Origin of the sequence: Nocardioides sp. YIM 152588, assembly GCF_040191335.1 — a bacterium.
In the GTDB taxonomy this organism is placed as follows: domain Bacteria; phylum Actinomycetota; class Actinomycetes; order Propionibacteriales; family Nocardioidaceae; genus Nocardioides.
Map to the genome: position 1 here is coordinate 1 of NZ_JBEGDJ010000016.1, position 12,786 is coordinate 12,786.

The 12,786-nt window shown below is 72.5% G+C and carries 13 protein-coding genes; 10 read left to right on the plus strand and 3 right to left on the minus strand.

Annotated features, from left to right (window positions below; genetic code table 11):
* From ABLM29_RS10055 to ABLM29_RS10075, 5 genes are all read left to right on the plus strand, one after another.
* Positions 1-230, plus strand: a 230-nt coding sequence (locus tag ABLM29_RS10055) for a hypothetical protein (RefSeq protein WP_502889207.1), incomplete at its 5' end; no start/stop codon positions are given.
* 60 nt (positions 231-290) lie between these two features.
* Positions 291-1,118 carry an ABC transporter ATP-binding protein gene (locus ABLM29_RS10060; RefSeq protein ID WP_349713964.1) on the plus strand — a complete coding sequence of 276 codons (828 nt, stop codon included), beginning with the start codon at positions 291-293 and terminating at the stop codon, positions 1,116-1,118.
* Positions 1,115-1,951 carry an ABC transporter permease gene (locus ABLM29_RS10065; RefSeq protein WP_349713965.1) on the plus strand — a complete coding sequence of 279 codons (837 nt, stop codon included), beginning with the start codon at positions 1,115-1,117 and terminating at the stop codon, positions 1,949-1,951. The genes ABLM29_RS10060 and ABLM29_RS10065 overlap by 4 nt, the downstream gene beginning before the upstream one ends.
* Before the next feature lie 151 nt (positions 1,952-2,102).
* The gene (locus tag ABLM29_RS10070) at positions 2,103-3,128 is read left to right on the plus strand and encodes an ABC transporter substrate-binding protein (protein WP_349713966.1); all 1,026 of its coding nucleotides are present in this window, start codon (positions 2,103-2,105) and stop codon (positions 3,126-3,128) included.
* Positions 3,125-4,588, plus strand: coding sequence for an MFS transporter (locus ABLM29_RS10075; protein WP_349713967.1), 1,464 nt, complete (start codon positions 3,125-3,127; stop codon positions 4,586-4,588). Before ABLM29_RS10070 ends, ABLM29_RS10075 begins: the two co-directional genes overlap by 4 nt.
* Here ABLM29_RS10075 and ABLM29_RS10080 read toward each other — a convergent pair.
* Positions 4,539-5,906: an FAD-dependent oxidoreductase gene (locus ABLM29_RS10080; RefSeq protein ID WP_349713968.1), complete on the minus strand. Its 1,368-nt coding sequence runs from the start codon at positions 5,904-5,906 to the stop codon at positions 4,539-4,541. The genes ABLM29_RS10075 and ABLM29_RS10080 overlap by 50 nt on opposite strands.
* 177 nt (positions 5,907-6,083) lie before the next feature.
* Here ABLM29_RS10080 and ABLM29_RS10085 point away from each other — a divergent pair, with 177 nt between their 5' ends.
* The 5 genes from ABLM29_RS10085 (at position 6,084) to ABLM29_RS10105 (ending at position 9,771) form a co-directional block, all read left to right on the plus strand.
* Positions 6,084-7,319 carry an aromatic ring-hydroxylating oxygenase subunit alpha gene (locus tag ABLM29_RS10085; protein WP_349713969.1) on the plus strand — a complete coding sequence of 412 codons (1,236 nt, stop codon included), beginning with the start codon at positions 6,084-6,086 and terminating at the stop codon, positions 7,317-7,319.
* A complete protein-coding gene (locus tag ABLM29_RS10090; protein ID WP_349713970.1) occupies positions 7,312-7,842 on the plus strand; it encodes a nuclear transport factor 2 family protein in 531 nt (176 codons plus the stop codon). Before ABLM29_RS10085 ends, ABLM29_RS10090 begins: the two co-directional genes overlap by 8 nt.
* A 90-nt stretch (positions 7,843-7,932) precedes the next feature.
* Complete coding sequence (locus ABLM29_RS10095; protein WP_349713971.1) at positions 7,933-8,253, plus strand: hypothetical protein; 321 nt, start codon at positions 7,933-7,935, stop codon at positions 8,251-8,253.
* Entirely contained in the window at positions 8,250-9,035 is a 786-nt protein-coding gene (locus tag ABLM29_RS10100; RefSeq protein ID WP_349713972.1) for an SAM-dependent methyltransferase, read from the plus strand. Before ABLM29_RS10095 ends, ABLM29_RS10100 begins: the two co-directional genes overlap by 4 nt.
* Entirely contained in the window at positions 9,025-9,771 is a 747-nt protein-coding gene (locus ABLM29_RS10105; RefSeq protein ID WP_349713973.1) for a YoaK family protein, read from the plus strand. Before ABLM29_RS10100 ends, ABLM29_RS10105 begins: the two co-directional genes overlap by 11 nt.
* A gap of 12 nt (positions 9,772-9,783) precedes the next feature.
* Here ABLM29_RS10105 and ABLM29_RS10110 read toward each other — a convergent pair whose 3' ends face one another.
* On the minus strand, positions 9,784-11,250 hold the full coding sequence (locus tag ABLM29_RS10110; RefSeq protein ID WP_349713974.1) for an MFS transporter: 1,467 nt from the start codon (positions 11,248-11,250) through the stop codon (positions 9,784-9,786).
* Positions 11,251-11,265: 15 nt separating this feature from the next.
* Positions 11,266-12,690, minus strand: a complete 1,425-nt coding sequence (locus ABLM29_RS10115) for a glycosyltransferase (protein WP_349713975.1) — start codon at positions 12,688-12,690, stop codon at positions 11,266-11,268.
* Between the last annotated feature and the right edge of the window lie 96 nt (positions 12,691-12,786).

The following is a 12,786-nucleotide window of genomic DNA, read 5'->3' on the forward strand; positions in this document are numbered from 1 at the left end:
CGCTGCCGGCCAGCGACGACTTCAGCCGGTACGCCGAGCGACTCGGCGTGCCGTCGGTGATCTGGAACTTCGGCGTCCAGGACCCGGCACTCCACGCCGGGCCCGAGCCGGCGCCGCGCAACCACGACGCCCGGTTCGCGCCCCATCCCACCGACGCCGTGCGCGCCGGGACCGCGGGGGCGCTCGCCGTCCTGGGCGCGCGCCTGCGCCCGCCGGCGCACGCCGGCTGACCGGCCGGCGGCGACCGAGCAGTGACCCACCCGACGACCATGGAAGGCGGCCAGGCCCGCGTGACCTCCCAGCCCCAGACCACCCAGACCCTGAGCCGCGCCCCGGGCGCGGACACCGAGCACCTGGTCGACCTCCGCGACGTCTGCATCGTGCACGGTCGCGGCGACGAGGCCGTGGTCGCCGTCGAGGGCGTGGACCTCCACGTCCGCCCGCGGGAGATCGTCTCCGTGGTCGGCCACTCGGGGTGCGGCAAGTCGACACTGCTGCGCGCGATCGCCGGTCTGCAGCCCCACGCCTCGGTGCAGGGCTCTCTGGAGATCATCGGGCAGACGCCCGAGGAGGCGCGACGCTCGGGCCTGATCGGGATGGTCTTCCAGGAGTCCGTTCTCGCGCCGTGGCGGACGGTGGCCGGCAACATCCGGCTGCCGCAGCAGGTCGCCCGGGGTCGTGCCCGGAAGGAGACACGCTCCCCGTCGGAGATGCTCGAGCTGGTCGGGTTGGCCGGCTACGACAAGCGGTATCCCAAGCAGCTCTCCGGCGGACAGCGCCAGCGCGTCTCGCTGGCTCGCGCGCTGGCGATGGAGCCGCAGATCCTGCTGATGGACGAGCCGTTCGGTGCGCTGGACGAGATCACCCGCGACGAGATGCACACCGAGCTGCTGCGCATCTGGGACACCACGCACACCTCGATCGTGCTGGTGACGCACTCGATCCAGGAGGCGGTCTTCCTCTCCGACCGGATCGTCGTGATGGCCGCCAACCCCGGCCGCGTGGCCGACCTGATCACGGTCGACTTCCCGCGCCCGCGCCACAACGAGATCAAGGACTCCCCGGAGTTCGCCGCCATCGCCCACCGCATCCGCACCTCCCTGGAGGAGAACCGATGACCGCCGCTCCCGCTGCCGACCTGCGCCCCGACGCCCGGGTGCGCGCGGTGATCCCGCCGGCCCAGCACACCAGCGCGGTGTTCCGGGTGTTCCGGGTGACCCGGGCCTGGCTGCTGCTCGCGCTGGCGGTGCTGGCGTGGGAGGTCGCCGTGCGCGTGCTGGACACCCCGCGCTACATCCTCCCTGCACCGTCGGCGATGTGGGAGGAGTTCGTCGACCACGGCGAGCTGTTCCTCAACGGCGTGTGGGCCACCACCAAGATGTCGCTCTACGGGTTCTTCTTCGCCGTGGTGGTCGGCACCGCGCTCGGAGTGCTGATGGCGCGCAGCGCGCTCTTCGAGGAGCTGGCGTTCCCGTTCCTCAACATCATCCGGGTGATGCCGACGATCGCGATCGCACCGCTGCTGATCATCTGGTTCGGTCGGGGCGGCGTCCCGATCGTGATCTGCTCGTTCCTGATCGCGGTCTTCCCGATCATCGTCGACGTCACCCACGGCCTGACCTCGGTCAACGAGGATCTGGTGAACGTGCTCAAGCTGGCCAACGCCAGCGAGCTGTCCATCCTGACCAGGGTGCGCATCCCGAACGCGCTGCCGTACCTGTTCTCGTCCTTCCGGGTGGCCGCGCCGGGCGCGGTGATCGGCACCCTGCTGGGGGAGTTCATCGGCTCGCGGGAGGGGCTCGGCTACCTGATCACCGTCTACAGCGCACAGCTGAACACAGCTGCGGTCTTCGTCCTGGCGCTGCTCTCCTGCCTGGTCGGCATCCTCTTCTTCAACGCCTGCGTGCTCGCCGAGCGGCTCGTCGTTCCCTGGAAGACCGTCGTGCGCTGAGCGGAACCGCCGGGCGCACTCGGCACCCGCGACGCGCACGAGCGCGTCGCCAGCGACCCCGACCCGCCGCGCGGGTCGGTTCCCCCTACCCATCTCGGGACCACCTGTCCTCTCGGGACGCACCGCCACACCCACCACCACTGGAGGATCCATGCACCTGTCCACCCGCCGGTCCGGAGTCGCGCTCGCGGCGCTCGGCCTCGCCACGATGATGACCCTGAGCGCCTGCTCGTCGGACGACTCCGACGTCGCCGCCGACGAGGGTGGCCTGACGCCGGTCAGCCTCGCCTTCGAGTGGACGTGCGAGGGCAGCTGGGCCCCGATCTACTCCGGCATGGAGCAGGGCATCTTCGAGGACAACGGCGTCGACCTGACCTACGACCGCGGCCAGGGCGGCTCGGACACCGTGCCGCTGGTCGCCGCCGGCGAGTTCGACCTGGGCCAGCTCTCGGCCCCGCCGGTGACCATCGGTGCCGGTGAGCAGCTCCCGATCACGGTGATCGGTGCGGCCTCCACCGTCGGCCCGGTCACCGTGCTCGCCGACCCCTCGATCACCTCCCCGGAGGACCTCGAGGGCAAGTCGCTCGCGGTCCAGACGGACCAGTTCGAGGGTGCCGTATGGGAGGCCTTCGTCGACGCGACCGGCATCGACGGCGACTCCGTCGAGGTCATCCCGAGCGATGACGCCACGACGGCGGAGTTCCTCGCCGGCGACATCGACGCCTACGTGGTCTTCTACAACACTGCCTCGACCAAGGCGATCCTGGAGGAGCGTCCCGAGATCACGGTGATGCCGATGCAGGACTACGCGCCGACCTACGGTCACACCTTCGTCGCCAACAACGCCTGGCTGGCCGACAACGGTGACGCGGCCAAGGGCTTCATCACCGCGTGGGCCGAGTCGACCAAGTGGGTACTCGACAACTACGACGAGGCCTTCGCGACGCTGACCGAGAACTGCGCCGAGGTCGACGCGGACGCGCTGGAGTTCAGCCTCGACGCGTACCTGGACAACTACACGTCCGGCTACTCGGCCGAGAACGGCCTCGGCAGCTTCTCCGCCGAGGGCCTGGCGGCGACGCAGAAGATCCTGGTCGACGCGGGCCTGGCCGAGGAGGTCCCGGTCGAGGACTTCACCAGCCAGGACTACCAGCCGGACAGCCCGGTCCTTCCGTGATCCGGTCCGGGGCGGCCGTCACGAACCGCGACGGCCGCCCCGGTCCACCGCGTCGTACGACGCCGGGGCTGGTGCTGGCGATCTGCTGCACCAGCCTCTTCCTCGTCACCATGGACGGGAGCATCGTCCACGTCGCCCTGCCGAGCATCCAGCGCGACCTCGGCGGCGACCTGTCGGCCCTGCAGTGGGTCGTCGACGGCTACCTGATGGTGATGGCCTCGCTGCTCGTGCTCGCCGGCAGCCTCGCCGACCGGTTCGGCCGTCGGCGCTTCTTCGCCGTCGGCCTGAGCCTCTTCGCTGCCGCCTCCCTGCTCTGCGGGCTGGCGCCCTCGGTCGGTGTCCTCGTCGCGGCGCGGGTGCTTCAGGGCGTGGGCGCGGCGATGCTGAACCCGGTCGCGCTCGCGATCATCGTCAGCGTCTACCCCGATCGGTCCCGCCGGGCCCGCGCCCTCGGATGGTGGAGCGCGGTCTCGGGCCTCGGCGTCGCCGCGGGCCCGCCCCTCGGCGGGCTCGTGGTGACCCTCGGCGGCTGGCGCTGGGTCTTCCTGCTCACCGTGCCGGTCGCGGCGGTCGGGGTCCTGCTCACGCTGCGCCACGTGCCCGAAAGCCGCGCGCTGCTGCCGCGCCGCCCGGACCCGCGCGGGCAGCTGCTGCTCAGCGGCGCCGTCGCGGGGCTGATCGTCACGCTGATCGAGGCACCCCACCGGGGCTGGACGTGGCCGGTGCTGCTCGCACTGGCGGTCGGCGCCGGGTCGGCGCTGCTCTTCGTCCGGCACGGGCTGCGCCACCCGGTGCCGCTCGTCGACCCCCGCCTCTTCCGGTCACGCCGGCTGGTGGTGGCGGTCGGATCCGCCGTGGGCGGGTTCGCCTGCTTCGGCGGCACGCTCTTCACGGTCTCGCTGGCGCTGCAGACGGGCGCCGGCTGGGACGCCCTGGCGGCGGGGCTCATGGTGCTGCCGCTGGGCGTCGCCGCCCTCCTCACCTCGCCCTGGGTGGGCGCGCTGGTCGCCCGCCGCCGGTCCCGGCTCTGCCTGGGGCTCGCCGGAGCGCTGATGACGGCCGCGCTGCTGGGCCTGGGCGTGGTGCTCGGCGACGGCACTCCGGCGCCCGAGGCGCTGCTGCTGGCCGCCGTCCTCGCGCTGTTCGGGATCGGCCTGGGCATGCTGAACCCGCCGGTCACCGCGACAGCGCTGGCCGGGTTGCCGCCCGACCGGTCGGGCGTGGCCGGTGCGCTCGCCTCCACCGCCCGCCAGCTGGGCCTCGCGGTGGGCGTCGCGGTGGCGGGCAGCCTGATCGGGGCGGGCCCCGGCGCGCTGGTCTGGCTCGGCCTGGTGCCGGGGGCACTCCTGGTGCTGGTCCTGGCGGTCGCGGTGATGCCCGCCCGGCAGGACCAGCCCCAGGAGGCGCCGGCTACGCCCCGCGGCCGAGTGCGATCATCGACTCCCTGTCCACGACCTTGACCCGCGCGCGGCCCTCGGCCGCGCCGAGCGCCACCTCGGCGCCGTCGAGACGCTCCCACTCCTGCCACGTGGTCGGGTCGAGCCCGCGCTCGCGCAGCACCTCGACGACCTCCGACGGACCCGGCCGGGCGGCTCCCGGCTGCACCTCGGTGTCGGACAGCAGCATCGCCACCGTCTGCGCGGCGTCGGACTTGGTGTGCCCGATCAGGCCGATCGGTCCGCGCTTCACCCACCCGGTCACGTAGAGGCCGGGGATCGGGGCGGCGTCCAGTCCGAGGATCCGCCCGCCGTCGTTCGGGATCACGCCCGCCGCCTCGTCGAACGGCAGCCCCGGCAGAGCGTCCGACCGGTACCCGACGGCGCGGTAGACGGCCTGCACGGGCCAGTCGACCATCTCGCCCGTACGACGCGCGCCGCCGTCCCCGTCCAGCTCGGTGACCGCTGTGCGGAGCCCCACCACGCGGCCGTCCTCGCCGAGCACCTCCACCGGCTCGTGGCAGAAGTGCAGGTGGATGCGGTGGGGCGCGTCGTCCTCCTCCCGGGCGGCGTAGTTGGCCAGCACGTCGACGACGAGCTTGACGCTCTTCGAGGAGCGGATGAGCTCCATCGATGCCTCGTCGAAGTCGAAGCCCTCGGGGTGCACGACCACTTGGACCGAGGGGGAGTGCGCGAGCTCGCGCAGCTCCATCGGACTGAACTTCACCTGGGCCGGACCGCGGCGGGCGAAGACGTGCACGTCGGTCGTCGCGTTCGTCCGCAGCCCGGCCGCCACGTTCTCCGGGATCTCGGTCGTCGACAGGTCCGCGACCGTCTTGGCCAGGATCCGGGTCACGTCGAGCGCGACGTTGCCCGCACCCACGACGGCGACCGAGGTCGCCTCCGGCGCGAACGGCCACGAACGGTCGACGTCCGGGTGCCCGTTGAACCAGCGCACGAAGTCGGCGCCGCCGAAGGAGCCGGTCAGGTGGATCCCGGGGATGGGGAGGTCCCGGTCGCGGGTGGCGCCGGTCGCGACCACCACGGCGTCGTACAGCTCCGAGAGCTCCTCGACCTTGAGGTCGACGCCGACGTGGACGTTGCCGAGGAACGTGATCTCGGGCCGGGACATGATGCGTCCGAGCGCCTTGACGATCTCCTTGATCCGCGGGTGGTCCGGGGCGACGCCGTACCGGATCAGGCCGTAGGGCGTGGGGTCGCGCTCGAGGATGTCGACGGTGATCTCGCGACCGGCCTCGCGGCCGGCCGTGGTGAGCTGGTCGGCGGTGTAGATGCCGGCGGGACCGGCGCCGACGACGGCGACACGGAGCGGGCGGGGCATGGTGACTCACTCTCATTGCGTGGATATTGGATACAAGAGTGCCGTGCCCTGATCGGCCTGGCGAGCCCCCGAGGCCCACGACTTCGACTTGTCACACGGCGTCACGTCGCCGAAACATGCAAACCGTAAGTTGGATACAACATCCGCTACGCGGAGTCGTTCGACCGAAGGAGAGAGATGGCCAAGCGCCCACTGAGCCCGCGGGCCCTCGAGGCGGCGCGTCGCGTGCTTGCCGACGTGGACCAGTGCACCGACCCCGTGGCCACCGCCCGGCTGCTGCCCCCTGAGGTCTACACCGACGAGGACTTCTGGGAGTTCGAGAAGGAGGCGGTCTTCGGGCGCGAGTGGCTGTGCATCGGTCACGTGAACGAGATCCCGGAGCCCGGCGACCAGCTCCCGCTGACCATCCTCGACGAGCCTATCGTGATGCTCCGGGACCTCGCGGGCGACGTCCGGGTGATGTCGGCCGTGTGCCAGCACCGCGGTCAGCCGCTCTTCGGCGGCCTGGCCGGCGAGGGACGCGACCTGGCCTCGCCCTGCCTGAGTGGCCGCGTCATGAAGTGCCCGTACCACAACTGGACCTTCGACCTCGACGGCCGACTGGCGGCGGCGCCGTCGATGACCGAGACGGTTCCGGTCAAGCGCCTGCGCGAGACGATCCGGCTGCCCCAGATCCGGCACGAGATCTTCCACGGCATGGTGTTCATCAACTTCGACGACGACGCCGAGCCGCTGGCGCCGACGGTCCGCCGGATGGACGAGGAGCTCTCCACCTTCGGGATGGAGGAGTTGGTCCCGATGCCGGCCTTCGTCTTCGCCGACCAGCAGTGGAACTGGAAGATCCACCACGACAACGCGCTGGAGCCGTACCACACCAGCTACGTGCACCGTGGCGTGCACGAGGCGGCGCCCGCCAAGAACGCGCGCTTCTACCCGTTCGAGGAGGGCGACGGTCAGGTGATGCACCCGACCTACCTGCTCGACGAGAACGCGGGTCTGGCCAGTACCGACGGCAAGCGGACCACCGCGATCATCCCCGGCCTCACCGAGGAGCAGCGCAAGCGGGTGATGTTCGCCTCGATCCCGCCGATGCTCTTCTCGATCCTCCAGCCGACCTTCGTGCAGCTCGCCTTCATCTACCCCACGGGACCCGGCAGCTTCGACCTCCGCCGGGTCAACCTGTACCCGAAGTCCGCCGCCGAGGAGCCCGGGTTCGTCGAGGCGTACGAGAAGTTCATGGAGCGCAAGGCGCTCGCCATCCATCAGGACGCGGTCACCACCGCCGCGCTCCAGCAGGGCCTGCGGAGCCGGTACGCACCGCGCGGTCCGTTGTCGTGGATGGAGTCCAACATCCCGCAGCTCAACCAGTGGCTGATCGAGCGTTACCGAAAGGCTGTCACCGCCGATGTCTGAGACGACCCTGACCACCACCACCGCGGCCGGCGCGGTCGACCTGGCGCCGCTGCTGCGCCGCCTCGACGAGCTCGAGTCCCGCGAGGCGATCACCGGGCTGATGACCGCCTACATGGCGGCCACCGACGCCAAGTCCGACAAGGGCGCGAAGGTCGCCGCGCTGTTCACCGACGACGGTCAGTGGGAGAGCGTCGGCCCGCACGGCAACCCCGGTTGGGCCGCGCAGGGCCACGAGGCGCTGATCAAGAAGTTCGACCGCAACGTCGACCGGATGCCGTTCTCGGCGCACTTCGTCTCGAACGCCGCGATCCAGCTCGACGGTGACAGTGCCCGCGGCCAGTTCATGTACTTCCAGGCCTGCACGTACCGCGGCGACCAGCCGTTGTGGATCGCCGGCTCCTACGACAACGACTTCCGTCGCGTCGACGGGAAGTGGCTGCTCTCCTACATGCGGGTGCACAACTTCTTCACCACGCCCTTCGACCAGGGCTGGGTGAAGGTCCCCCACATGAAGACCCCCTGACCCACCTCGACCCATCCCGATCCACCCAGCAGAACCAGCGCCCGCGCGGTCACCGCGCGGGCCGGACAGACCCGAGTGAGGAACACCCCGATGGCGAGCAAGACCTACCGGCACCAGGTGCTGCGCAACCTCAAGTTCGGCACCCTGCCGACCTTCATGGCGGCCCAGCGGAAGAAGAACGAGCTGCTCGAGGCCAACGGCCTCACCCCCTACCAGGTGTGGGCCCCGGCGTTCGGCGGGCTGCACCACATGGTGCTCGAGGCGCACTTCGAGTCGATGGCGGCCTTCGAGGCCGAGCACCTCGCCACCAAGAAGATCCCCGGGATGGCCGATCTCAACGCCGAGCAGCTCGAGTGCACGATCCCGGGCACCGCGCTGGACCAGCTCCAGCGCCTGGGACTCGACGCGTGACGCAGGCCCCCGCGGAGCGGCTGCACCTCGCGGACCTGGTCGAGGAGGACCACGACCACGACCACGAGGAGTACGACCGGCACAGCGTTCCCGGCCGGCTGCCGGCCGGCGAGGCGTCCGGTCAGGGCTGGTACTCCTGGCACGCGCCCTACGACGACCTGGAGTCGGAGCAGAACGACCGCCTCGAGCTCGTCCAGGAGGAGCTGGTCGCGTTCTTCGACGCCGCCGCGGCGGGGCCGCTGCACGCGCTCAGCATCTGCGCCGGCCAGGCCCGGGACCTGCTGCCGATCCTGATCCACCACCCGCGGGGCGCCGACACCAGGGCCACGATGGTCGAGCTCGACCGGCTCAACGCCTCGTTCCTGCACGGCGCGCTCGGCAGCACGGCGCTGGTCGACGTGGAGGTGGTCGTCGCGGATGCCGGCCACACCGACGCCTACCGCGACCGGCCGCCGGCCGACCTGGTGCTGCTGTGCGGCGTGTTCGCCAACGTGGAGGTCGCGGACGCCGAGCGCACGGTGGGACTGCTACCCGCGCTGTGCGCGCCGGGCGCGACGGTGGTGTGGACCAGCTACGGCGACGGCCTGGCGGAGATCGACGCGGTCGTCGCCGCCTTCGAGGACGGCCCGTTCGAGCTGGTCGGGCTCACCCGCGGGCCGTCGTACGTCGTCGGCGGCCACCGGTTCACCGGCGAGCCCGCCGCCCTGCCGGCAAACACCCGGATCTTCTCGTTCCGGGCCCGCGGCGACGAGGCCGAGGGGAGCGCGTCCGATGACCAGTGAGTCGGTCGTCGACAGGCCGGAGCGGGCGGTCGGACCCGGCGCGGCCGCGCGGCGACGCCGGTTCGCGGACGTCCCGGCGGGACGGATGCACCTGTGGCTGATGGTCGCGCTGACCTTCACCACCGGGATCAACGACGCGGTCGGCTACCTCGGCCTGGACAAGGTCTTCACCGGCAACATGACCGGCAACGTCGTCATTCTCGGGATGGCTCTGGTCGGTGGCACCGACCTGCCCGTGCTCGGGCCGGCCCTGGCGCTGGTGGGCTTCATGGTCGGCGCGGTCCTCGCCGGCCGGTCACTGCGTGGCGTCACCGCCGCCTGGAGCCCGGTCACCACCGTCATCCTGGTGCTCGTCGGCACCACGATGGTCGGCCTCGGCGGTGCGCTGCTGCTCCTCGGCGACGCTCCCGGCACCGGGGCGATGGTGACGACCACGACGCTGGCGGCGACCGCCATGGGGGCGCAGGCCGCCGCGGCCCGTCACGTGGGGGTCAAGGACGTCAGCACGGTCGTGGTCACCAGCACCATCACCGGGCTCGCGGTCGACTCCCGCTGGGGGACCCGCAAGCCCGGCGGCGCGCGCCGGCTCTCCGCCGTCGTCGCCATCACGCTCGGCGCCACGGCGGGTGCGCTCGCCCTGCAGGTGCACCTCGGTGTGGGACTGCTCGCCGCCGGTGTGCTGGTCCTGGGCATCACGCTCGTCGGCGACCGGCACGCCCGCCTGACCCGCGGCTGAGGCGGCGGCCGGTCACGGGGCCTCCCGCTCGGGGCGCTGCCGGACTTCGGCCCGCCCGGGAGGCTCCACCGCGACCGCCGCCAGGGCCCCGCCCACCAGGAACAGCCCGGCGCAGATCGTCATCGCGACGCCGAATCCGTCGTCGAACCCCACCGGGTCGTCGAACACGTCGCCGGTCAGGCCGGCGGCGACCGGCACCGCCGCGATCGCGAGCAGCGCGGCGGTGCGCGCCACGGCGTTGTTGAGGCCGGATGCCAACCCGGAGTTCTCCGGGGGCGCGGCCGAGAGGGCGGTGGCGGTCAGGGGAGCGACCAGCGTGGCCAGCCCGAGGCCGAGCACGGTGACGGCGGGCAGCACGTCGGCGGCGTACGACGTCGAGCCGTCGATGCGCAGGGAGAGCAGCATCCCGCCGGCGCACAGCAGCGGGCCCACCGTCAGCTGCAGCCGCGGCCCGATCCGTTGCGCCAGCGCGCCGCAGCGCCCCGACAGCAGCAGGGTGATCGCGGTGACCGGGATCGTCGCCGTACCGGACGCCAGCGGCGACCACCCGGCAACGACCTGGAGCTGCACGACCAGCAGGAAGAAGTAGACGCCGATGGGTGCGTACACGACGAGCGTGACCGCGTTGACCGCGCTGAACTGCCGGATCCGGAAGAGCGACAGCGGGAGGAGCGGCTGGCGCGCCCGCCGCTCGACGGCGAGGAACGCGATCAGGGCGACCGCCGCGACGGCGGCGGCCGTCCAGGAGAGGTCGATCAGGGCGTAGGTGCCGGCGCCGAGAAGGACGACGGTCAGCGCCGCCCCGGCCCAGTCGAGGCGTCCGCGCGCGTCCCGGTCGAAGGACTCCGGGATGTTCCGCAGGCTGAGCGCGACCACGAGCGCCGCCAGGGGCAGGTTGACCAGGAAGACCCACCGCCAGCTCCCGAGCCCGAGCAGCCACCCGCCGATCAGTGGCGCGAGCGCGCCGGCCACCCCGCTGAAGCCGGCCCAGGTGCCGATCGCGGCCCCGCGGTCGGACTCGGTGAAGGTGCTCTCCAGGATCGACAGCGACGCCGGTGTGAGGAGCGCGCCGCCGACGCCCTGGAGGACGCGGGCCGCGACCAGCAGCCCGATGGTGGGTGCGGCCGCGCACAGGAGCGAGGCGAGCGTGAACCAGACGACGCCGATGAGGAAGACCCGTCGGCGCCCGAAGCGATCGCCCGCGGCGCCGCTGAGCAGGACCAACGACGCCAGGGTGAGGGTGTAGCCCGTGACGGTCCACTGCAGGCCGGCGAAGGAGGCGCCGAGGTCGTCGCCGATCGAGGGCAGCGCGATCGCCACCACCGTGGCGTCCACGGCCGCCAGGGCCGAGCCGAGGACGGTGGCCAGGAGCACCCAGCGGCCGGCGGCGGACCGGTACGTCAGCAGGCGCTCGGCCGCGGGCGCGGCCTCCTCGATCGTGACGTCGGTGCACGCGTAGGGGCCGACGGGCTGGTGCATCCGGCGCCGCCCGGGCTAGCCCTCGAGCAGGCTGCCGAACAGGCGGCCGTAGTCGATGAGGTGCCGGTCGCCGAGGAAGCGGTCCAGCACCCGGGCGTGCGCGCCCGCGCCGAGCAGCTCGCGGCGCTCGGGGTCGCCCAGCAGGTCGGCGGCGAGCGCGGCGAACCGGTCGAGGTCGGTCGGGTCGTCCAGCAGCACCCCGCTGACGCCGTCCTCGACCTGGTCGACGATGCCGCCGACGGCGGACGCGAGCACCGCGCGGGCCTTCCACATCGGCTCGGTGACGGTCAGCCCGAACCCCTCGACCAGGCTCTTCTGGACGACGACGCTCGCGCGCCGCTGCAGCGCGTTGACCAGGTGCGCGTTCTCGTCGACGTCGTCCATCGGGAGGCAGCAGAGGTGCACCCGCTCCCGGGCGGCGCGGGGGAGCGCTGCGCGCAGGTCGCGGCACTCGGCCAGCACCTCCGCGCCCTCCGGGTCGTCGCTCACCCCGCTCACGTCCGGGCCGACCAGCAGCAGGTGCGCCTCGGCCGGGAACCGGTCGAGGTGGTCGGCGACGCCGGACAGCACGCCGCCCATGTCCTTGAGGTGGTCCCACCGGCTGACCTGGAGGAGGACCTGCGCCCCGGCCGGCAGCGGCCGGTCCTCGTCCAGCAGCAGGCCGCTGTGCGGGCGGACCGCGCCCTGCGTCCCGTCGCGCCGCGGGTATCCGAGGTCGTCGCTGTCCCCGTTGGCGGCGATCCCGGCGAGGTCGAGCGCCGCGCGGACGCCGGCCGGCGGTATCGGTGCGTTCTTGGCGGTGAACGGGTCGAGGGAGGGGGCGATCAGGTGGACCCGCTCGCGCGGCAGCCAGGCGGGGACGTAGGCGGACCGCGAGAAGACCCAGGCGTCGGCCTGCTCGACGTACGGCCGCAGGAAGGCCCAGCCGCGGTCGGTGTGCTCGTCGGTGCGGTCGGCGCCGATGTGGCAGCGCCAGACCACGTGGGCGCCGTGGGCGCGCAGCGGGGCGGCCATCCCCGCCGTCTGGGGGTCGTGCAGCAGCACGATGTCGCCCGGCCGGACCCGGGACCGCCACCCGTCGAGGTTGCGCTCCAGCACGGCCTCGTAGTGGGTCCGGTCGTCGTCGGTGAGGTCCTTGCCGTCGCCGGCCATCCCGTGCAGGAGGTTGTGCAGCCGCTTCGTGGTGGCGAAGAAGCGCTGGTCGCCGGCGAGCACGCACCAGCGGGTGTCGACGCCGGCGCCGCGGCCGTAGGCGAGCAACGTCTGCAGGATCTCGGCGACGCCCCCTCCGTGCGCGGTCGAGTTGACGTTCCACACGATCCGGCCGGCCAGCAGGCGCCGCGCCACGGCCGCGGCCTCCTCCAGGGCGGCGACGCGGTCCGGAGGGATCACCTCGGCGAACCGACCCAGCGGCAGGGCACCGATCTCCACCTCGCGCATGCCTCATCCTGACCCGAGCGAAGCCCGCGGGCGCGAGTCGGCAGAAAGTTTCTGCCGACTCGCGCCCCAGAGTGGTCTGGACCGGGGCGCCGCCGC